The organism is Clostridium coskatii (assembly GCF_001675205.1).
Taxonomy (GTDB): Bacteria; Bacillota; Clostridia; order Clostridiales; family Clostridiaceae; genus Clostridium_B; species Clostridium_B ljungdahlii.
Window position 1 is genome coordinate 1 of record NZ_LROR01000055.1, and the last position, 22,908, is coordinate 22,908.

The 22,908-nt window shown below is 31.1% G+C and carries 21 protein-coding genes and 2 pseudogenes; 3 read left to right on the plus strand and 20 right to left on the minus strand.

Annotation, left to right across the window (positions count from 1 at the left end):
- Positions 1-178 precede the first annotated feature (178 nt).
- Positions 179-505 (minus strand): ArsR/SmtB family transcription factor, encoded by a 327-nt coding sequence (locus tag CLCOS_RS13600; protein ID WP_063602569.1) that lies wholly within the window; start codon positions 503-505, stop codon positions 179-181.
- Between the two features lie 366 nt (positions 506-871).
- Here CLCOS_RS13600 and CLCOS_RS13605 point away from each other — a divergent pair, with 366 nt between their 5' ends.
- Positions 872-1,330 carry a C-GCAxxG-C-C family protein gene (locus CLCOS_RS13605; protein ID WP_063602568.1) on the plus strand — a complete coding sequence of 153 codons (459 nt, stop codon included), beginning with the start codon at positions 872-874 and terminating at the stop codon, positions 1,328-1,330.
- 185 nt (positions 1,331-1,515) lie between these two features.
- Here the strand turns inward: CLCOS_RS13605 and CLCOS_RS22830 are convergent.
- The 10 genes and pseudogenes from CLCOS_RS22830 to CLCOS_RS13650 all read right to left on the minus strand — a co-directional run.
- Positions 1,516-1,677, minus strand: a pseudogene (locus tag CLCOS_RS22830) (N-acetyltransferase family protein); the annotation flags it as partial.
- Positions 1,678-1,690: 13 nt separating this feature from the next.
- Positions 1,691-2,347 (minus strand): pentapeptide repeat-containing protein, encoded by a 657-nt coding sequence (locus CLCOS_RS13610; protein WP_063602567.1) that lies wholly within the window; start codon positions 2,345-2,347, stop codon positions 1,691-1,693.
- A gap of 242 nt (positions 2,348-2,589) precedes the next feature.
- Positions 2,590-3,705, minus strand: a complete 1,116-nt coding sequence (locus tag CLCOS_RS13615) for a Ger(x)C family spore germination protein (RefSeq protein ID WP_063602566.1) — start codon at positions 3,703-3,705, stop codon at positions 2,590-2,592.
- Positions 3,706-3,707: 2 nt separating this feature from the next.
- Positions 3,708-4,781, minus strand: a complete 1,074-nt coding sequence (locus tag CLCOS_RS13620; RefSeq protein WP_063602565.1) for a GerAB/ArcD/ProY family transporter — start codon at positions 4,779-4,781, stop codon at positions 3,708-3,710.
- Positions 4,782-6,239 (minus strand): spore germination protein, encoded by a 1,458-nt coding sequence (locus CLCOS_RS13625; protein WP_063602564.1) that lies wholly within the window; start codon positions 6,237-6,239, stop codon positions 4,782-4,784.
- A 483-nt stretch (positions 6,240-6,722) separates the two neighbouring features.
- Positions 6,723-7,247: pseudogene (locus CLCOS_RS13630) on the minus strand (nickel pincer cofactor biosynthesis protein LarB); the annotation flags it as partial.
- A 317-nt stretch (positions 7,248-7,564) separates the two neighbouring features.
- Positions 7,565-8,293 (minus strand): MIP/aquaporin family protein, encoded by a 729-nt coding sequence (locus tag CLCOS_RS13635; RefSeq protein WP_063602563.1) that lies wholly within the window; start codon positions 8,291-8,293, stop codon positions 7,565-7,567.
- Positions 8,294-8,328: 35 nt separating this feature from the next.
- Positions 8,329-9,609: a nickel-dependent lactate racemase gene (gene larA, locus CLCOS_RS13640; RefSeq protein ID WP_063602562.1), complete on the minus strand. Its 1,281-nt coding sequence runs from the start codon at positions 9,607-9,609 to the stop codon at positions 8,329-8,331.
- Between the two features lie 182 nt (positions 9,610-9,791).
- Positions 9,792-10,691 (minus strand): LysR family transcriptional regulator, encoded by a 900-nt coding sequence (locus CLCOS_RS13645; protein WP_063602561.1) that lies wholly within the window; start codon positions 10,689-10,691, stop codon positions 9,792-9,794.
- A 104-nt stretch (positions 10,692-10,795) separates the two neighbouring features.
- Positions 10,796-12,733 (minus strand): molybdopterin-dependent oxidoreductase, encoded by a 1,938-nt coding sequence (locus CLCOS_RS13650; protein WP_063602560.1) that lies wholly within the window; start codon positions 12,731-12,733, stop codon positions 10,796-10,798.
- 199 nt (positions 12,734-12,932) lie between these two features.
- Here CLCOS_RS13650 and CLCOS_RS13655 point away from each other — a divergent pair, with 199 nt between their 5' ends.
- Positions 12,933-13,880: a S8 family serine peptidase gene (locus tag CLCOS_RS13655; RefSeq protein ID WP_063602559.1), complete on the plus strand. Its 948-nt coding sequence runs from the start codon at positions 12,933-12,935 to the stop codon at positions 13,878-13,880.
- Positions 13,881-14,010: 130 nt separating this feature from the next.
- On the opposite strand, the gene CLCOS_RS13660 is transcribed toward CLCOS_RS13655, so the two are convergent.
- The 9 genes from CLCOS_RS13660 to CLCOS_RS13700 form a co-directional block, all read right to left on the minus strand.
- Positions 14,011-14,775, minus strand: coding sequence for a MerR family transcriptional regulator (locus CLCOS_RS13660; protein ID WP_063602558.1), 765 nt, complete (start codon positions 14,773-14,775; stop codon positions 14,011-14,013).
- Positions 14,776-14,862: 87 nt separating this feature from the next.
- Complete coding sequence (locus CLCOS_RS13665) at positions 14,863-16,029, minus strand: ABC transporter permease (protein ID WP_063602557.1); 1,167 nt, start codon at positions 16,027-16,029, stop codon at positions 14,863-14,865.
- Between the two features lie 13 nt (positions 16,030-16,042).
- On the minus strand, positions 16,043-16,705 hold the full coding sequence (locus tag CLCOS_RS13670; protein WP_063602556.1) for an ABC transporter ATP-binding protein: 663 nt from the start codon (positions 16,703-16,705) through the stop codon (positions 16,043-16,045).
- 47 nt (positions 16,706-16,752) lie between these two features.
- Positions 16,753-17,694, minus strand: coding sequence for an efflux RND transporter periplasmic adaptor subunit (locus CLCOS_RS13675; protein WP_063602555.1), 942 nt, complete (start codon positions 17,692-17,694; stop codon positions 16,753-16,755).
- A gap of 75 nt (positions 17,695-17,769) precedes the next feature.
- A complete protein-coding gene (locus CLCOS_RS13680) occupies positions 17,770-18,996 on the minus strand; it encodes a sensor histidine kinase (RefSeq protein WP_082853646.1) in 1,227 nt (408 codons plus the stop codon).
- Positions 18,989-19,675 (minus strand): response regulator transcription factor, encoded by a 687-nt coding sequence (locus CLCOS_RS13685; protein ID WP_063602553.1) that lies wholly within the window; start codon positions 19,673-19,675, stop codon positions 18,989-18,991. The genes CLCOS_RS13680 and CLCOS_RS13685 overlap by 8 nt, the downstream gene beginning before the upstream one ends.
- 59 nt (positions 19,676-19,734) lie before the next feature.
- Positions 19,735-20,178, minus strand: a complete 444-nt coding sequence (locus CLCOS_RS13690; protein ID WP_063602552.1) for a MarR family winged helix-turn-helix transcriptional regulator — start codon at positions 20,176-20,178, stop codon at positions 19,735-19,737.
- A 157-nt stretch (positions 20,179-20,335) separates the two neighbouring features.
- Entirely contained in the window at positions 20,336-20,659 is a 324-nt protein-coding gene (locus tag CLCOS_RS13695) for a DMT family transporter (RefSeq protein ID WP_023163293.1), read from the minus strand.
- A 317-nt stretch (positions 20,660-20,976) separates the two neighbouring features.
- Entirely contained in the window at positions 20,977-22,155 is a 1,179-nt protein-coding gene (locus CLCOS_RS13700; protein ID WP_063602551.1) for an IS110 family transposase, read from the minus strand.
- A 264-nt stretch (positions 22,156-22,419) separates the two neighbouring features.
- Here CLCOS_RS13700 and CLCOS_RS13705 point away from each other — a divergent pair, with 264 nt between their 5' ends.
- Positions 22,420-22,695 carry a Nif11-like leader peptide family natural product precursor gene (locus tag CLCOS_RS13705; protein WP_063602115.1) on the plus strand — a complete coding sequence of 92 codons (276 nt, stop codon included), beginning with the start codon at positions 22,420-22,422 and terminating at the stop codon, positions 22,693-22,695.
- The last annotated feature ends 213 nt before the right edge of the window (positions 22,696-22,908 follow it).

Here is a 22,908-nt window from a genome sequence, read left to right on the forward strand (position 1 = left end):
ACTGTACACCGGTGAAAAATTAGACACCGAATTTCATATCAAGACGAACTAACATTCGATTTTTTGTCAAAAAATTCGAACGTCTATTTTGTGCGCCCTTTTTTAAGAAAAACATATCGAAATCTTTTAAAAAACTATCTTGACATATTACCAGATTGCTTATTATTTAATTTCATTATTATTTACAGCAATTAGGTTTACTTTTTCCTTTACAAATACAATCATCTGTATCAGTTATGATATTCATTAAAAATAGCATTAATCTGTTTGCATTATTGTTATTCAAACGGTAATGACTCCATAAACCTTCTTTTCTAGATTCTACAAGTCCGCATTCCATCAAAACTTTCATATGGTGAGATAAAGTAGGCTGTGTAAACTCAAAATATTCTAGTATGTCACAAGCACATTTTTCACCGCAGGATAATATATCAAGAATTTTTAATCTGCTAGGATCTGATAATGCCTTAAATATCTTTGCATTATCTTCATATTTTTTATCCATTGTATCACCTCGTGTATAGACAATTATCTATATATAATATAAACTATAATTTATATACAGTCAATAAAATATAGTGTTATTAATTAGAACTAGTATTTATATATAAATGATAATCTATGCATACATTTTATGTATTTAATTTTAAAGTGTTCCAATCAATTTTTTAAATATGTTTTATTTATTGTAATATATTAAAATTATCTTATAACATTTGCTTATACAAAATTGACCTTTTATTAATATAAATAATAATTATTGCAAGAGAAATTTATTGAATTTAATATATGACTGAGGGGAATTATATCAAACTGCTTACAATTATATGGCAGTTTTAATATTATAAAAATACTATAGGAGGAAATTACATTGAATAAGATTATTGACTTACATAAAATAAAAACTACGGCAGAAAATTATTACCGTAATGGGGATTTTTATTGTTCTGAATCAATAGTAAAAACAATTAAGGATGAATTTAACCTGCCAGTATCCGATGACATTATAAAGATGGCTTCGGGTTTTCCAGTAGGTATAGGTGGATCTGGATGTACTTGTGGTGCAGTAACCGGAGGCATTATGGCAATAGGCTTATTTTTCGGAAGATGTGAACCCAAAGATGAAAGGGTTAATAAAGCTATGGCTTTATCTAAAGAACTGCATGATATTTTTAAAGATAAACATAAATACTTATGCTGCAGAGTTTTAACAAAAGATATGACCCTTGGTTCTGAAGAACATATGAAACAATGCATTTACTTTACAGGAGAGGTTGCAGAAGAATCAGCAAAAATAATAGCCAGAGAATTAAACCTAAAGGTGAAATAATTAATCTATTTAGCATAAAACTCCCAATACCAATCTTGGGAGTTTTAACAATTTATCCGATGGCTACCGGCCGTAATACCCCATCGCACTCTGTGAAAGCGACTATCACCAAATCAAAGATTTGGGATATCTGCTTTTCTTATAAAGTGGGGTATAACGGCTGCTACGGCCCTAGATAACGATTTCTAAGCATCAGGTGGAGTCAAAACTACATCGCACCATTTTCCATTACTCATCTTTCCTAGTCTTTCTCTTACACCTACTTCTCTAAAACCACATTTTTTATGTAGTGCTATGCTTGTTAAATTTTCTTTTATAATTCCAGATTGTAAAGTCCAAAATCCATTTTAAACAAAAACATTATTCCTTTAACACAACTCCAAGTAGGCTAATAATCGAAACAGCCTGAGTATATGAGATTATTGCGCCGCGAATATCTTCCACACCTGCAGCGATAGCATCAATTTTGCAGCTTGTAAAATCTATTCCTTTTAGTTTAGTATTGCAGAATTGCCCCTGTGTAATATCAGTGTCTTTAAGTTCCAATTTAGAAAATTTGCTCTCATAAAAATCAACATATGGAAACTGACAGTTACTGAAGATTGCTTGTTTGAAATCTGTAAATCTAAAACATGTATATTGTCCACTACACTGATCAAACATAACATTTCTAAAAACCGCTTCCGTAAAATTACTTCCCGTGAGCTTACAGTTTATAAATTCTACTTTATATATTGAGGATTCGCTCAAATTAACATTAGATAAATCACAGTTTTCAAATCTTACATCTAAAAATTCTGCCTGCTCAAATGATATATTTATAAACTTTACATTTCTGAATATTACTTCATTAAAGGATACTCTTCTTGCCTTAAAATTTTCCACCAAGCATTCATTCACCAATACAGATGAAATTGAATCATAATCAGATATTCCTCTTTGTAATAAATCAAACTCAGGTAGATTGTCTTTAATCTTTGGCTTTAGTACTTTAGTAACATTTCTATTTTGAACCATTTTGTTTTTATCTCTCCCCTATAACTTATTTCTGAAATAACGCACCTATTTAATAAATAAGTTTTTCATATCAGTAATTACAGATTATGCGAATCTTTATATTAATTATAAAGCATATTTCCATACATTACATTATAATATGATGTGTAATAATTTTGCTATAAAGATGGCATATCAAGTTTGTATATAAATGAATTATAGGTAGTCATTGGATATGTAAAAATTTATAAAATGGATATAGACTAATTTATAACACCATGATCTGAAATATTTAATTTTACATTAACATTAAACTTAACACTGGGATACACGTTTTTCCAGTTAACATTTTCAAAATAAGAATTATATTTAGCGCGAATAATGTCACCTATTCCCAAAGGATCACTATCAATTTTTTGTGTATAGGTTAAAACTTGCTCACAACTTTTTTTTATCTCCGCTTCCAATGTTTTTTCAATATTTTTCCGCACTTCCACATCTGGAATGGCATTCCAATGCATTTCATTCAGCGAACCATCAAAGTTTAAAGTAATATCTGCTATTGGTGTATTGTTCTCCAAATAAACATTAACTTTTCTTTTAACTTTTCTAATACCAATGGCACATCCCCTTTTTCCATTATTATATCCTGGATTTTCAAAATGTTTACTTACATATACAGATTTTTTTGCTTTTCCCATCATCGATAATAATAGTAAAGTTTGATTTGTATCTATTTTGCCAACCATTTTATCTTCAGAAAAAAGTGCTGACCCAATTACTTCAATGCCCTTTCCCTTATCATACTGCAACTTTACCATGGGAGTAATTGGATCTATACCTGGTGAAAAAAATGTTGTAGTGAATCTATGTATTTGAGTATCAGGCACATAAGATTGCTCTATATTATCCTCAATTAATTGATGTATATAAAATGCTGGACGGGGCTTATCTCCAAAACTTTGAGCTTTTTCCATCAAATTTCTTGGACTTCCTTCCACAACTGCAACGTATGCTATTATAGAGGTAGTTGGATCTCTTTCAAAAACTTCCAATAAATTATTTATGCCCTTTGCAGCTATGGAATCTGATATTAAAACTTGCTGTACTTTTCCCGCTTCCAACATCTTAGACGAAACTTTTCTTGCATCTTCTCTAAATTCTCTTAATAAATTTTCCTTACTATCATATATAACTTCAACCTGCTCTTTTGATTTTGGCTCTACAACTGGATCTGTATAAGTAATCAGGAGATTATTATTAGAGGGCTCTATTCCAACCTGTAATATAAAACCTGTTCTCTCATAAATTGTTTGATCCCAACAACCTTCTAAAAATATGGTAAATATTAAAATTATAGTAATTAGTCTTTTTTTCAATATTACTCCCTCCCTTTTAAACATGAAATAAAAAAGGAAATTATTATAAATGCTATATTAATTATTCCCCATATAGCTATATAATTGATATATCTGCAAATCATCTGTATATCACTAAGTGTTACTCCAATTATGAACATAATTATAAAAATTACTGCAATTAATAGTTTTTCTCTTTTTATTCTAAATATTTTTAAAACACAATAGTAAGATGAAAAAAAATAATTTGTTACAGAAGATGCCATCATAGGAAACCAAAACAATATAAAAATCATATCAAATCTTTCTATAACCGGTACCCTTACTGCCTCCTCAATATTATAGATTGGGAATACAAGCATTTTTAACTTCATTTCACCAAATATAAGTACTGAAACTACAACAATAATTAGATAAAATAGTGTAGTATATACAACACCTTGTATAATATGCATTGTTATATGTTCTTTGTTAACTACATTTGGATAAAAAACTGAAGCAAGCTCAAATCCTAAAAAAGAATAAATTGTATAAGGAAGACTTTTTATTATTAAGTTAAAATCTGACTTAGCAATAGGCATTATATAAGTAATTCTAATATCTTTAATAATCATTGCAAATGTAAAAATTATTACTATATGAGATAAATACAGCAGCGTAGTAAATCTACATATTACTTTTAATCCTTTAGCAGTAAGATAAGTTGTAGGTAAAGCAATCAAAAATGATATAACAATTTTGGGAGTTTTCCTTAAGATTAAAACACTTACTATTCCAGTAAGCAGCCTTATATTGAGAGCTGCAAAAGCAAATATATAGCAAATAAATATAAAATTCAGAATTACTCCCAAACTTTTGCCATATAACTTTATATTTATCTCCAAAATCGAGTTATTTTTATATCTTTTTAAAAGTGCTAACTCAAAGAGTGCAGAAAACAATACTAAAACTCCTGTTAAAATAACAGCTATCCAACCATCATGACCAACTTTTTTTGCAAGAACAGAGGGCAATGTCATAATGCCTAAGCCAATTTGAGACGATAAAGCAAATGTCCTTAATTGTTTAGAAGTGATCTGATGCCTTTTATCCTCCAACTATTTACCACCCCTTTTCTTTTTGAGTGGCTTTGATATATGCGGTATTATCTTCATAAAATCTAAAGGTGCTCTAATTATAGTATCCTTAATATTCCTTTTTTTGAAAGGAACTATAGGCATTAAATAGGGCTGGCCCAGCGATTCCAATGATAATAGGTGTGCTATTACTAAAACTGTAGATATTAATACTCCTATGATTCCAAAAAAAGATGCTAAAATTAAAAACATAAATCTTGTCAATCTTAATGCTGACCCAAAGTCATAAACTGGATTTACATAAGATGCTATAGCAGTAACTGCAACTATTATAATAAATAAGCTGCTGACTATTCCGGCATTAACAGCTGCCTGCCCAATTATAATACCACCTGTTACAGCTATGGTAGTAGAAATATAGGTAGGCAGCCTAATAGATGCTTCTCTAATTATTTCTATTGTAAATTCCATTATAAGCGCTTCAACAATAGGTGGAAAAGCTACTTGAGTTCTGGATATTGCCAAAGGTTCAAGCAAATTTATAGGTACTAAATAATATTGAAAGGATGTTATAGATATGTAAATGGAGGGTAAAATTACAGCAATAATCATTGAAAACAGCCTTATTAATCTAAAAAAAGATCCAATCATCCACTTAGTACTATAATCATCTAATGCTTGAAAAAAGCTCCAAAAAGAAACTGGAACTATTAGCGCAAAGGGAGTGCCATCCATTAATATTGCAAATCTTCCTTCCAATAATGCAGCTATTACCTTATCTGGTCTCTCTGTAGGTAAATATTGTGGAAATGGCGAATTTGGTGAATCTGTAATATATTGTTCAATATACCCAATAGCCAATAGTCCATCCGTATCAATTTTGCTAATCTTAGTAAGCAATGTATTTAGTAGTTTCGGATTTGCAATACCTTGAATATATCCGATAGTTACTGTCTGCTTTGTTCTACTTCCTACCTGAACAGTTTTAAACTTTAAATCATTGTCCTTGATTTCCCTTCTTATTAATGTAATATTTGTGTCAAGGTTTTCAATAAAACCCACATATGGACCTCGCACATTCTTCTCACCCTCAGGTTCTTTTATACTTCTCTTTTCAACTTCCTTTAAATCGCATATGATTGCATAGTTTAGCTTATCCATTAAAAAAACTGTTTTTCCGTTTAGTACTGATGTAACAAGAATATTAATATCATAACCTAGAGAAGTATTAAACAAAGGCAAATAATCCAAAATTTCTTTATCAGATATATTATCAATATCTATAGACAAAATAGGCTTTATAAAATCTCTCTGAATCAAATCAAAATTTATAAACCCCTTGAGATAAAAAAAACATCCTTTTATTCCATTTTTTAGAATCAACTTTTTAGTTAATATATCTGGACAATCCTTGAACTTTTCATCTAGTTCATTTATATTGACATCTATATCTTCGGATAAAACTTTATTCGAATTCATCTTTTAAGTACCCCTTAGTAAATATAATAAATTCTACAAGCTTATATCTATTATTTTTTATGAGTGCTATAATAAATATTTTTCAAAATAGAATTACATTTTTCACTTAACCTTCTATATTATTTTAGTATAGCTATTTTAGTTCAAAATATGTAAAATAAACTTGCTTAAGTCTACTACTTCACATACTCATTGCTTTAGCAATTACAGTAAAGATGAAACTCAAAATTAGATATTAACTGGATTAATAAAATGTCTCATAAACGGATTGTTGCTTAGAAATGGAGAAAGCGTGACTACCAGAAGTATAATCTCTAATTGGTCTTTCCTGTGTGGGAGGGAATGGATATAGATTTGTGTAAAAATCAAATCTATATCCATTATTTTTGTTCTCCATAACTGAGAACTGTGTAATTATTCCATTCTTTTAATGTATCAAATTGAGAGGCATTATTCCTTTAACACAACTCCTTATAACTTATTAATTATATTTGCCCCTCTAATAACATCCAATCTTGCAAAAAGTCTATGTATTCCTGCAACCCCTACATCAATCACTTTTTCAACTCTATTTCCTAGTATTTTTGCAGTTTCATACGCCTCTTCTACTACTGGCAAGTCAGAAGTTCCTGCCGAAACAATGGCTATATAACTATCTGTAATGGCTTGTTCTTTTTTTCTGATAGTTATTGTTTTTCCAAGCTTATTGTACTCTGCCTCAATGCATATCTCCTTTACCGCATTATACATTTCTTCATTTGCTCTAGTACCTAATATATTAACATTTTTTGTAAGCATAAATTTCACAATATCTCTAACTTGATCTACTGTCTTTCCAGCACAATATATTACTTCCGGATAACCAACTCTAATTTCTCTATGATTATCTATTTTTGCAAAACCCAAATCCTTAAAAGGTAAATCTTCTAATTTTTCAAGAACTTCTTCTACATTTATTCTATTCTCTTTAACACTTTTCAATAAAATTTTAATTTCTTCTTTATCCACTATGACCTTTCCTTATATCAATTACATAATTATAATCTTGCTCTTTAGCAATATATAATATGATACTAAACACTGCAGTTTTGCAAATTATACTCTTAAGACATTTGCAATATAAATAAAATTTTATAGTGTATCTAGACCTCTAGAGCTTCGATGACTTTTAACAGAGTCACTTTAATTAAATAAAAGTGTAAATGTTCACCATCAATAATTTGATAATTAACATTTACACTTTTACAGTACCACTACAGTTTGCCTATAACTATAATAAATCTAATAGGTAATAGTAATGACTATACAAATTTATACTAGATTTATTAATAAATTTGTTTAAATAAAAATATCGCAATAATGCTTCCAGCTATTGGTGCTACCACAGGAATCCAAGCATATGACCATTGAGAATTTCCTTTATTTTTAAGAGGAAATAATGAATGTACGATTCGAGGACCTAAATCTCTGGCAGGATTTAATCCAGGACCAGTTGGACCGCCTAAGGATGTAACTAAAGTACATACAAGAAAACCAAGACCAAGATAGCCTATTCCAATGGTTTGTTTTAAGTCTGTGGAATTAAGCATAAATTCTGCACCAAGAACTAATAAAAATGTACCAAAAAATTCCGTAATAAATCCATTTATATAACTTCCAGAAGCTGATATGGTAGAGCATGTACCAAGAATGCTTTCAGTATTCTCTGTTTTTTTATAAAATGGAAGATAAACAAAGTAAAGAATAACCTGACCAATTATAGCACCAATAAGTTGAGCCACTACATATGGAAAGACTTCTGACCAAGAAAAAAATCCATTTATTGCTAAACCTATAGTCATAGCTGGATTTATATGGCTGCCACTGATTGGCCCAAACATTAAAGCTGGAATCATTACACCAATTCCATAACCAACGGCAATAATAAGCCATCCATTGTGATAGCCTTTTGTTCCTTTTAATTCTACATTAGCAACGGCATCATTACCAAATAGTACCAAAATTGCTGTGCCAAGCATTTCACAAATCAATTTTACAATTAAACTATAATGCATTATTTAAGACAACTCCTTTTTTATGTTACCAATCTCTATTTGACAATAACAGAAAGTCCATCTGGGATAACTGTTACTTTAGCGTTTTCTCCTTCTATCTCATAAGCACGCTTTAGTGCCTGATCAAATGTTGCAGCAAGTTCCATATGCATGTCTTTAATAAGCTTTGGCTCAACAAGATCAGAAACCATTATGACATGATGCTTTGAAAGAATACGTGCCAATATTTGAGAAGTCCACTGGTCTGGAATAGTTTTCTGACGCTCTGTATGAATAGCTTTTTCTAAGAATTCCTCAGGTGTTTTGGAATTGGCAAGATTTTTATAAAATCCTTCACCACCATGACCATCGACGCAGCCAGCAACCATTATAATAACGCCGTTTTCTTTATTTGTAGCTTCTGCTGCTGTCATTCCTTTTACTGCTTGATAAATATTTTGATCAAGAGGATAACCGCCATTTGTTGATACAGCAATATCACAAGGTATCTTTTTAACTTGTGCCAGCTCCTTTACAAAATTACAGCCAGTTTCATGAGCTTTTTCAAGATCTCCAGCAAAGGAGCCTATGATTTGTTTGTTACCATCAAGAACAACATTTAAGATAAATTTAAGACCAACTGTTTTAGCTGCATATACCATATCTTCATGAACAGGATTACCTTTTATATTACCAGTACGTGCCTTATTTGAATCTATAAATTCACCACAATGATTTGCCATAATTGTTTTATAAGATGCTATTCCAGGTAATACAGATTTACGTCCACCAGAAAAGCCAGCAAAAAAATGCGACTCAATAAAGCCTTCAGCAATTAATAAATCAGCTTCAGCAGCAACTTTGTTAATAATGCATGGTCCACCTGATGGAAGAGTGCCTATTTTTACCATAGTAGAATCATCGGTTGAAACATGCATTACAATATTTTCATTTTCGACAATTTCCTCACCATATTTATTTACAAGTTCTTCGTGAGTGGATGGGCGATGAAAACCTGTAGCAACAAGTATTTTAATATCTGCATTAGGTTCAACACTTCGAATACGGCGAAGAAGTATAGGTGTAATAATTTTTGAAGGAACTGGACGTGTATGATCTGAGCTTATCAAAACAATATTTTTCTTTCCTTTTACTAGCTCCTCCAATTTAGGTGAACCAATAGGGTTATCAAGGGATTTTTCAACAATTTCTTTTTGAGATAAGTTATTTTTGTAATTTTCTGATTTTGAAATTAAAATACCAGCTAAGTTTTTTTTATTTACTTTTGCAATAATTTGCTTTTTATCATAGGGCAAATTTATATTAACATACTCCATAATTAATATCATCCTCTCTTTATACTTTACGAAGCATCCTTTTAAAAAACTTCTTCTTTTGTATGTCGAAATTAGTATAATTCAAGAAAGTATGCTTGTATAGCCAAATAAAAAGATAGCTGACATAAGAAAAATTTATAACAAAATTAGTCTTATATCAGCTATAATAAAAATAATAAATATTAGCTATTATTTTTATTTAATTTGACCACATAATCAATAAATAGTTTTATTGCACGGTATTTTGGATTTTCTTTTTTATATAATAGGAAGGCTTTCATAGTATATGATGGGTCAATATTACAGTATCCATGCTCATAGCTATCACCGAGCGTATTAAGAAGACGTTCTGCAATAAGTGCTCCGGCAGTATTTCTCTTGCAATATTGAATTATAGCATAGGGAGATGGCAATTGTGCTGCCACAACCGGTACTTTACCAGCAATGTTAAAATACTGATCAATCATTTTGTTCATAAAATTATCTGGTGGATACTTTACTAAAGGAAAATTTAAAATAGTTTTTATACTTATTGTATTACATATTTCCGTAATATTAGGTGCATAATACACCATCTTATCCCTTCGAAATAGGACTTTTTCAAAGTTTTCTAGAGTTTCATCATCAGAAAGAAAACTGGATGCAATATCAATTTTACCACTATTTAAAGAGTGTATAAGTTCATTTTTCTCCATACTGTAAACAGTAATCAATATATTCTTATTTTTTTGAAAATAAGTGACATACTGATTCATAAGTATATCACCAAGCGATGTAAGTACACCTACTTTTAGTTCTATTGCTTTTTCACTACTTTTTTGCTGAAATTCATAGATTGTTTCAACTAATTCTGGCAATATTCCACATATTTTTTTATAAAAAATTTTACCTTCAGGTGTTAAACAACTTCCCCGATTGGAACGTAAAATAAGTTTTACTCCCAAAGTTTCTTCAAGTTTTTTCATTTGAAAGCTAAAAGCAGATTGGGTTATATTTGCTTGATTGGCGGCAAGTGTAAAATTTTGTACTCTTTCGTAAATTATAAAATTCTTTAACTCTTCAATGCTAGGTAACTCTTTTATTTAAAACATCTCCTTATCCTTTGTAATATATCATATCTGCTTTTTAATTGCAAGAATAGCATATATTTGAATAAATATATGCTACTTATCCAATTTTCTTCTATTTATTTTTTAATTTCTACAAAAGTATCATAATAAGCTGCCTGCTTACCCATATCGGCAATTTGATTTTCCGTTAGAAAATTTGGATTTGAACTCTTTTCCCACCAACCTACATTCATATGGACAAGGTTATCTGATACTTTATCCGTTATATTTATCTTTACCCGTATTTCTCCCCTAGAAGATTTCAATTTAACAATATCACCATTATGTATATCCTGTTTCTCTGCTGTATTTTTACTTATATTAGCTGCAGCCATGGTGTCTACATCTTTAAAGCTTTGAGACATAAGTGATTTTTTAGGATGAGTAGTTAAAAGTCTTAATTTATCACTTTTTTCGTCATTAACATAAACTGGTATTGGACTCAATCCATCTTTCTCAGCCTCTTTAGAATATATCTCTATTTTTTTAGATGGTGTTTTAAATTTTAAATCACTCCAGGCAATAGAATTTTCCTGTATGGTTACATATCCATTTTTTATTTTTTCAAGGGTTATTCCCTTCTTTTCTAAAGGTTTTATTACTTGGGTTAAGTATTCCCTTTTAGATACGTAAGGGTACTCTTTCATCCCCATCTTTTTTGCAAGTTCCATAAAAAAGTAGTATTCATCCATTAATTTATGCTTTGGCTCTATGCACTTTTCATTATATATTATGTAGGGATTACTCATAGAAGAATATAACAGGTCTTCGCTTTCCAGTGTATTAGTACATGGAATAATCAAATCGCAGTGTTTAGCCGTATCAGTCATAAACATATCTATGCATACCTTGAACTCTATATTTTCAAAAGCCTTTATAAAATTATTCAAATCAGGCCATTGGTTTAATGGATTAGCCTTACTTACAAATATAGCCTTAATATCTTTCGAGCATTTAAGTAATTTATGAAAATTCCAGTTTCTATCCTTTAATGCATATTTATAACTGCCATAGGGGTCCAAATTTAATACTTTAGGATACACCTTGTTGGAATAATTTACTCCACCGCCTTTTTTCCCTACACTTCCCGTTATAGCAGCAAGGGCATCTATGCTCCTTACAGAATTTCCCCCATTTTTATACCTTTGAAGTCCATATCCCATACATATAGTACTGTACTTTTCTTCAGCATAAATATGAGAAATTTCTTTTATAGTGTCTATATTAACGCCGCATTCTCTAGACAAATACTCCATACTAAGAGTATCTAAATAAGCTTTATATTCCCTAAAGCCCACTACATTTTTCTTTATGAATTCCGCATCCTGCAGATTTTCTTCTATTATTACCTTTGTCATAGCCATGGCCATAGCAGCATCTGATGCTGGATTTATCTTTATATGAATATCACAAAAATTTGTGCTGTCAGTAGAAATAGGATCTATAACTATTATTTTTGCCCCGTTTTGCCTTGCTTTTTTCAAAAATGGCAGCAGCTGAATATGAGAATTTGCTGGATTTTTGCTCCACAGTATTATATTTTTTGCATTCAATATGTCTTCTATGGAATTTGATTTATTATCTCCAAAATCATACTTTTGGGCCTTATTACCTGCACTCCAGCATATTTCATTTTCTATTTTAGTTATGCCTCCATAAAAATTAAAAAATATATCTTCTATACCTTTCAGTATAGTTCCCGTTCCGGATGAACCATAATGAATTACAGAGTTTGAAGAATATTTTTCTCTGTAATATCTCAATTTATCTGAAATTATATTTATTGCTTCTTCAAAAGTTATATTTACCCACTTACCATTTTGTTTTTTCATAGGTGAATACAATCTATCTCTGGCATTTAACCTCTTCAAATGATTTTTTGCTTTTTCACATACTATACCCTTTGTATAAGGATGGTTTTTATCTCCCTCTATTTTAACTACTTTATTATCTTCCACATATACATTTAATTTACAGCATCCAAAGCAGTCCAGGGGACATCCATGACTCTTCATAATCTATACGCCTCACTTAAAACATCTAATTTTATATATTTTACACCAATTATTTTAAAATTTTCTCCATTATATCTTTTTAATTCATTAAGTACAAGCCTCAATATTTTAAAACTATCTTGCTTTCTTAAAAAATTAGGATTACAATTGTAATTGACTTTTAAAATTAATTTTACTTATAATATGGAGGCATTAAAACATGAAAAGTAAATCTAAAAAAATTTTAATAACTATACTCATAGTTTCTATAACGCTCAATGTGCTTTTGCTATCAAAATTGCACAATCAGCCATGGAATATTCATTTTACAAATGCAAATTCAAGAGATAACTATTTTACAATACACAATGTAAAACAAGCTCAAAGCATAAGTAAAGGAAAGGGAATTAAAGTAGGCATTCTAGATCACTGTTTCGGATATGAATATCATAAAGATTTATACGCTGGTGCTGTTGATTTTATGAATAGTCCTTATGCTTTAAATAAATCAAGTGAACATGGTTACTGGATGGCGAGCACTTTAAAAGAAATTGCTCCAGAATGTCAAGTATATGTATTAAATACTGCAGCAAGCAGCAATGAAGATAAAAGAGTTACTGCTATGATAAACGCAATAGATTGGGCAATAAAAAATCACATTGACATTTTAACCTATTCTCAAATGCCTATATCAGATAAAAATCGTAAAAGATTTGATGCTGCTGTAAATAAGGCAGTAAAAAATAATATTGTAACTACTTTTATACATTATGATAATCCTAATAATATTTGGCCAGAGGAAATGTCTGATCCTAGATTTTCAGATAAAGGTCAGCGAAAACCAGATTTTAGTATATTTCCTTATGACTATAGCGATTTCAGAATAGATACTTACACTGCATATGAGAAATTAAAAAATAATGTTTCTACTGCTGATGGAGATGATATTCCATATTTCTCAGTTTCATCCACCTCACCTGTTACAGCAGGCTTTATAGCTATATTGAAAAGCATAAATAATAAACTTACGCCGGATGAATATAGGCAGATTTTGAAGAAGACAAGTTATAAAACTACTTTTAAAGATCCTTTTAGATTAAATACTTTCCAGTGTTCAAATGTTATAGATATAGGGAAAGCTGCTGCATATATTAAGGAAAATCATTAATTTTTGTATATTGAAATTTTAAAAACATAAATTATTTTTCTATTTATACTATTGTTCTAATTTATATCAAATACAAATTAAGGCATGAAAAAACCGCTATAAATACTAAGTATAGCGGCTTAAATTGCTATTATTTTTTCATTCCAGTATAAACTAAAACTGCATCTCTTAAAAACTCTGCTGTCCCTGGTTGTTTTTTGTCATAATACGCTTTAAATCTTTCATCCTCTACATACATTTTAGCAATACCTGCGTGAGCTTCTTTATTGTAATTTTCCCAATAAAAACTTATCCACTTTGCATGGAGAGAAGCAGCCCTTTGAGCCAGTTCACCTGCAGGATTACCTGTTTTATAGGCTTTACTCAGTGTTTCAAGTATTTCATTTTCAAGTCCAGTTACCTTTTCATATTCCTCAGGTGTCATATTTTTAAGATTGCTATTTGCTTTATCTACAATTTCATCTCCGTACTTTTTTCTGATTTCTTCTCCATATTTTCTTTCATTGTCATTAATAAGCTTTTTCTTGAATCCTTCAAATTTTTCTCTATCACTCATTACAATTCTCCCTTCCATGGATTTAATTGTATTTTCAACATTAGAAATCAATAAATCCAGTTCAATTCTTTTTTCAAGAAGCTTTTTGTGATGTTCTTCAAGTGCTTTAACCCTGTCAAAATCAGGAGAAGTTATGATCTCTCTGATATTTTCAAGCTTTATGCCAAATTCCCTATAAAAGAGTATTAGCTGAAGCCGATCTACTTCATTTTGGCCATAAATACGATATCCTGATGAATTGATTCTTGCCGGCTTCAAAATTCCAATTTCATCATAATATCTAAGAGTCCGTGCACTGACACCCGCCATGTGGGCTAATTTCTGCACTGTATATTCCACTGCTATCACCTCCTGACAATTTAACTATAAACTTATACGCTGCGTCAATGTCAATAAAAAATCTCTGTAAAATACAGAGATTTTTTATTATTCAAATCTGAGTGCATCAATTGGCTTGAGTTTTGAAGCCTTATATGCCGGGAATATACCAAATACAACTCCAACTATAAGGGAGAAAGAAAATGCTACTGCAATTATAGGCAGAGAAAAGGTAACTGACATTCCAAAAGTTGATACAAGCCATCCTATTCCAAGTCCAAATAATACCCCTATTACTCCTCCAAGAGAACTTAGTACAAGTGCCTCAATAAGAAATTGAATCAGTATGTCCTTTCTAGAACCACCCAGTGCCTTTCTTATGCCTATCTCCTTTGTACGTTCCGATACAGATACAAGCATAACATTCATTACTCCTATGCCACCTACAATTAAAGATATTGCAGCTATTCCTCCAAGCAGATAAGTCAAAGTATTTGTTATTGAACTCATCGTGTCAAGCAGCTGTTTTTGACTCATAACCGTATGGTTTTTATCTGCTGACTTGAAGAAATTCGTAAGATAATTATCAACTTCATTTGTTACATAATCAACATTATTGTCATTAGAAGATTTTATATACATGGTACTTACATTTCTATTTCCTGCAAGAGATATAGCAGTAGTTATTGGTATAATCACCATATCATCTGTATTACTTCCCATAGAATTTCCCTGAGACTTCAACTCACCTACTACCGTATAGGTACTTCCCTTTATAGTTATATTCTTTCCAACAGGATCTGTAAGCCCATACAGCTGTTGTGCTATATCTGACCCTAAAACAGCTACTTTGCTTCTATAATCCACATCAAGGTCAGCTATAAATCTTCCTTCTGCAACATTCATGTTCCTTATTTGATAAAAGTTGCTGGTAGTTCCAGTTACTGCAGTATTTTGTGAATTTTCTCCTACTTTAACTGAAGTACTTGAAGATATGATAGGAGCCATTTCATCTACACCATTAAGTTTCTTTATATTATCCATATCATCAAGAGTCAACTGCTTGGTTCCACTGCTGAATGTATTAGCTACAATAAGATTAGTTCCAAGTGATTCAACTTGAGAAGTTATATTCTTTGTAGATCCGCTTCCCATACCAACAAGTACTATTACAGATGATATTCCTATAATTATACCTATCATAGTAAGGATAGATCTCAATTTATTGCTTCTTATATTTTTTATAGCCAGCTTTACAGTTTGAAAAAAGTTCATCTAATCTCTCCTCCTATGCATATAATTTACCATCTCTTATGGTTATGATTCTCTCAGCTTGTTTAGCTACATTAGGATCATGAGTTATAAGTATTATAGTTTGTCCATTTTTATGGAGTTCTTTAATAAATTCCATAAGCTCAGCACTTGTTTTACTATCCAGTGCACCTGTTGGTTCATCAGCTAAGATAATCTTTGGACTACCCACTAAAGCTCTTGCAATAGCTACTCTCTGCTGCTGTCCTCCAGATAACTGATTTGGCTTATGATGTTCTCTTCCTTTAAGCCCCACCTTCTCTAAATATTCTAATGCCAACTTTCTACATTCCTTTTGGTTTATTCCCCTATATAAAAGAGGAACTTCTACATTTTCTACTGCATTTAATTTAGGCAGTAAATTAAAATTTTGAAATATAAAACCTATCTGCCTGTTTCTAATTAGGCTTAACTCATTTTCGCTTGCATTTTCTACATTTACATTATCAAACATATAGTTTCCGGAATCAGGTATATCCAAGCATCCTAGTATATTCATAAGAGTTGATTTTCCTGATCCTGAAGGTCCTATAATAGATATAAATTCATTTTCATCTATACTTAAATTTATATCATCCAATGCCTTTACTACTGTATCTCCCATGGTATAGTATTTACATACATTTTTAATGTCTATCATAAGGTTCCCCTTTCTTTAATTCTCACAGCTCTGCTGTTACTACAAACTTAGTTACTGCTTCTACTGCTGCTTCCTTGAGAACCAGATTGTCTATTTCCTCCGCCAGAGTTTCTCATCATCTGGAAGCTTCCCATTCCTCTCGTTGAAGAGCTTGTACTAGAACTTTTAACTTGTGGGAGTTGAACCTCTTCTCCTGCTACCAATCCATTAGTTACTTCAACTGACTTTCCATCACTTATACCAAGTTCTACTTTCTTCATAGATGTTTTATTACCATCATACACAAGTACATATTTTCCAGCATTAATATCTCTAACTGCTTCTACCGGTATTGCAAGTACATTATTTTTAGAATCTGTAGTTATGGATACTTCTGTAGACATTCCAACTTTAATATTTTGAACATCATCAAAATATACCGATACATCAAAATTTGACACTCCATTTGAGTACTGTCCCTGCTGACTTATACTTGTAACTGTCCCTGTAAATTTCGTATCGGGAAAGGCATTTAATTTTATATCAGCTTTTTGTCCTACCTTTAACTTCATTACATCTGTTTCATCTACAGATATAGTTGTAAGAAGATTTGTATTATTAAACATAGTTACAATTGGAGTACCTTGATTTACATTATCTCCTGGATTAACATTTACGGCACTTATAACTCCACTCATATCTGCCACTATAGGCGCACTTCCATTAGTAAATGTCACAAGTTCATCTCCTGTACTGACTATTTGATTATTATTTACAAGTACAGATGCAACCGTGTCTTTACCTGCTGCTTTGAATACTTCACTTTGAGATGCTTGAACACTTCCCGAACCGGATACAGACTGTGTAATGTCATTTACAGTTACCTTTCCCCTAGCAAACTGAGAATTCACATTTTGAGCTGACTTCTTAGCTGATACATTTTTATATACCAAGAAGCCTCCAACTGCAACTACCGCCACTAGTACTATGCCAACAATCATTTTTTTCATATCTATCTATTCCTTTCAATAAATTTAATGTATCCTTTATGAAAATGATTATGACATTTTAATCTTAACTTTTGCTTAACTAAAATTATTTTTTAAAACTACTTCTACAACCGTTCCTCTAGGTATATTTTCAAAAATATTTATAGTTCCTTCATGTTTTTGTACTATCCATTTAGCTATAGAAAGTCCAAGACCTGCACCACCTGTTTCCCTATTTCTACTCTTATCACCTCTATAAAACCTTTCAAATACCAATTCTTTTTCCTCACTTTTTATACCAATACCATCATCTTTTACATAAATGATGCACTTATTATCTTTTTTAGTAAGGACAACCTGTATATTTCCTCCTCTATAAGTATATTTAATAGCATTATCCAAAAGAATTACCATTAGCTGCTTAATTCTTTCTTCATCACAGTTTACAATTAAGTTTTTCTCTAAATCAGTTTTTAACTGTTTATCCTCCATATCTGCAACTTCAGCATATATATCAGTTATTTCTTTAATGAGCAAATACATATTTACAGTTTTTTTATCTATTTCTACTGCATCAGAATCAGAACGGGTAAGAATGAGCAAATCAGCTACCAGTTTTGATAACCTTCTTGTTTCCGATAAGGCTATTCCTAAATTCTCACTTTTAGTTATTATTTTATCCTCCGAATTTCTAATAACCAATTCCAACTGTGCCTGTATTACGGTAATCGGCGTCCTGAGCTCATGGGAAGCATCCCCCACAAACCTCTTTTGCTTTTCCCATGCCTTAACTATTGGAACCATACTCCTTTGGGCCAGTAAATTTCCAGCTAGCGTACAAACTAAAAGTACAATAATGCTTCCCCATATTATTATTTTTAACAAATTATTTAAGAATTCTATTTCTGAATTTGTATTTCTAAGCAGCTGAACCATTACTGTTTCACTTTTTAGTTGAGCTGAAAAGGCTATGCTTCTGAAATGAAATCGTTTAAAGTTTATGTCATATAATTGATCTACCTTAGCTGGTTTGATATATTCCTGATTTGCCCTATAAAATATATTTATATGAGTATCTAAAATAACTTTTCCACTCTTGTCACGTACTATGGCTATCACCCTTGGATCTAATGTAGATAAATAAGAACTATTTTGCGGCATATTTTTTTGAATCATATCTCTTGAAATCAGCAAATTTTTATCTATTGAGGAATATACATTTGATTTAGCATATAGGTAAATGACAACATTAAATATTAAAAAAAGTATAAAAAAGACCCCTACATTTAAAAATGTAAGCTTTAATTTTAGCTTTTTAAACATTTGACTTCTCACTGGATTTAAACATGTATCCAATTCCCCTTACAGTTTTTATTTCTCCATCACAACCGTGTTCAACTAATGTTTTCCTCAATTTGTGCATATATACCTCTACAACGTTTATTGCAGTATCTGATTCAAAACCCCACACTCTATCAAATATCTGCTCTTTGGTGAGTATAGTTCCTTTGTTATTTATTAAATACTCCATAAGATCAAATAGTTTAGCCTGTAAATTTACCTTTTCATAATTTATTGATAGTTCTCTAATTTTAGTATTGATTTCTAAATTTCCACATTTTAATATATTCTCATTTACCAGTGCTCCGCTTCTTCTAAGTAATGCCTCAATTCTCACTTTTAGCTCTTCTATATGAAATGGCTTTGAAATATAATCATCAGCACCTATTTTAAAACCATTTATTTTATCCTCTAAAGAATCCTTTGCAGTAAGCAATAGTATTGGCGTACTTATTCCCTTTTTCCTCAAGCTTTTAAGTATTTCACTTCCATTTAAACTTGGGAGCATTATATCTAGAACTATAAGGTCATATATATTTTGCTCTGCCATGTAGAGTCCTTCTTCTCCATCCAAGGCAGTATCTATACTATAATAATCTTTAAGGCTGTTTTTTATACTTTGAGAAATAAGTTTATCATCTTCTACTACAAGTATTTTCATTATTTTTCCCTTTCAAATAAAATGTTCTTTTAATTAAATATTCCCACATAGGCTAGATATTATTTAGAAAGGCTTTTGGTTAATAAATCAGATAACAAGCAGAAACTTTCTATCATAGTCCTTCCTTGCTCTTGAGACATATTACTGAGAGCTTCTACCTCCGATGCTTTAAGTTGTTCTAATATTCCCCTTGCATATTTGTCTCCTTCTTCTGTGAAGCTGACTACTTTATTTCTGCGGTCTTCAGGATCTAACTTTCTAGAAATATATCCTTTTTTCTCAAGGTGGGATAATATTAAAGAAACCGTCTGTTTTGGCAGGCATAATTTATCGCAAATTTCATTTTGACTGCAGCAAGGAGAAACTTCTATTACATATAAAATAAACAAAACCGTATCCTGAATACCATGTTTTTTTGACCAGATACGATAAATTTCATTAATTTTAAACCAGGATTCATAATAATCACTTAATAACTCAGTGACTTCATTTTCTTCATTCATATTTCATACACTCTTTTCTAATTATCAATAAATCTTGCTTAGTAGGAGTTTGTTTCTCCTACTAAGTTTAGATGAATTATCCAGGGGCGTAGCTACTGTTACCTCCCACTTTGATAGAAGTTGGAGTGTTACAGTAGCTAGCCATCGGATAAAAAAGTTAGTGACTAACGCCGCTAAAGTTTAATCCTACAACTCCTAATATAATAAAAAATATAGACAAAACTTTTAAAATACTTATATTTTCTTTAAAAATAAAAATTCCTATTACTGATATAATAGTAGTTCCTGCAGCTGACCATATAGCATATGCCACACTCACAGGTATCTTTTTTAATGATATTGAAAAAAGTACAAAGCACAAGCCATACGTTAGAATTGTCCCTAAAGCTGGCAGTAATTTTGTAAATCCATCAGACATCTTCATACAAGTTGTTCCTATTGTTTCAAGTATAATAGCTCCAATTAGGTAAATCCATTCCAACAATAAAACCTTCTTTCACTGTTTATAATAATATTAGTCCATTTATGGACTAATATTATTATAAGCTAAAAGCTCTTTTTGTTCAATTAGAAATAATTTTACTGGAAACAAAACGAAACTATATAATAAGATGATGCTCTTATTACAATCTCTATTGGCCTAAATTCTTATGCAGTGCTATAATTACATTATTAATTTTATATAGAGAGACTAACTATATGAAGTCAATATAATTTTAAAGGTTTTTTCATTTTTTAGCCTCTTAAAAAAGTGCATAACAAATAGAGCAACTAAGTTGCCAATTTTAAAAATAAGGATTACATTTGTGGAACAAAAGCTGTATTGGTTTTTAAAAGATAAAATATTACACGCACTAATTTTTTAGCAACATGACTCAGAGCAACATAATAGTGCTTACCTTCAGATCGTTTCTTTGATAAATATGCAAAAAAGGTTGCGTCTCTCATTGAAACAGTTCTGGCAGCTGTAAGTACAGCCCAACGTAGATAAGTAGATCCACGTTTGACCATTGGGGTATGCGAAGCATTATATTTGCCAGATTGGTAAGTTGAAGGATCTAATCCTGCGAAAGCTAAGAGCTTACAAGGACTTGTGAACCTTTCTATATCCCCAATTTCAGACAATATTATTGCTGCTAGAGTATATGAAATGCCAGGAATACTAATCAGTGGTGAATTTATTTCAATAAGAATTTCTTTTATTTGAAGTTCTAAAGCATCAATTTCAACTTGAACTGATTGTATTAACCTAATAGTTTGTTGAAGTTCAAAACTTAAAGCCCTCGAACTAGTGCCAATAGAATCCACGGCAGATTTCTTTATAGAAATTGCTTTATCTTTACTATACTTGCCTTTGGAAGCTGCACTTAGTATGTTTGTAAGCTTAGTCAAGTGGCAAGCGGCTATCTCATTTGCATTTGGCAATATAGATAAAAGAGCATAGGAAGAACTTTGATGGATTGACCAAAATAGCTTAGGTAACTCTGGAAATATAATGTCTATCAATCTATTGACAGATATTTTCAATTTAGCTCGATATCCTATTAAACGATATCTGTGCCTAGTTAGTGACTTTAGCTCTTGAATCTGGTATGATACAGGAGAATAGGATTTTGTATCATCAGAAAAAAGCATTTTAGCAATAACTAATGCATCCGTTTTATCAGTCTTAGTTTTTCTAAGAGTCTGAGCTTTACGGAAAAGATTTGTAGCTAAAGGGTTGAGAATGGAGAGCCTGAAGCCTTTAGCATACAAAAAATTTTGAAGATTAGTGCTATAATGACCTGTTGATTCAAGTCCTATTTTTACGTTAGAAATATCCTTATCAGGCAGAATAGAAAGTATGGAAGAGTAAAGGAACTCAAAGCCTTGACGAGAATTGGATATACGTAAAGAATCATTAAGAATAGCACCATCAGAATTTATGATACAGCAGTCATGCTTATTTTTAGCTACATCAATGCCAATGTAAATCATAAAAACAACTCCTTTAAGGTTTAGTCCGCTATGCTCCACAAATCCTATGCTAAATGTATCCTTGCTCTATATAAAACGTCATGCGTTATCTAACTAATTAACAAATAAGCATAAGACAGTGGTTAGATCCTCAATTAAAATAGTCTAGCTATAGGTGCGAAAACTAATCCACAGCGTCTTATGATAATTATAGTAAAAAATCTTTAAGAAAGGAAAAAGTATAATGAATTTTTTACTACATGTTCATTATACAAGGTGCAAATTATGGACAACACAACTACTGAATTAGAACTGCTTTATACTGATGCTAAAAAAGATCCTTCCTTAAGAAAGAAGCTGCTGGAAACTCGTCTCGCAGATGATCCTATGGATACATTTTGTAAAATAGCCTGTGATGCAGGACATCCTATAACTGTTGGGGGTCTTCTTGCAGTTGGACAAGAGTACAGTGACAACCAATGCAAAAGCACAAACGGCGGAAATCCAGATCCCTACGATTCATTTGAAGACGCATACGAAATGTTTTTATCTTCCTTATAATCTCACTTAATACATAATTAATGGATTGCCTAATTTTAAGGCAATCCATTTTTGTGGTCTATAACTTTAGTAACTTCGTACATTTGCCGGACACTTGATAATGCAAACACGTTACCTATATTTAACCCCTCTAACAATTCGTATCCTACATACCCTATCATTTGTGTAATACTTTTTTAATGTCAAATCTCCAGCATTTTCTTGGTAACACAC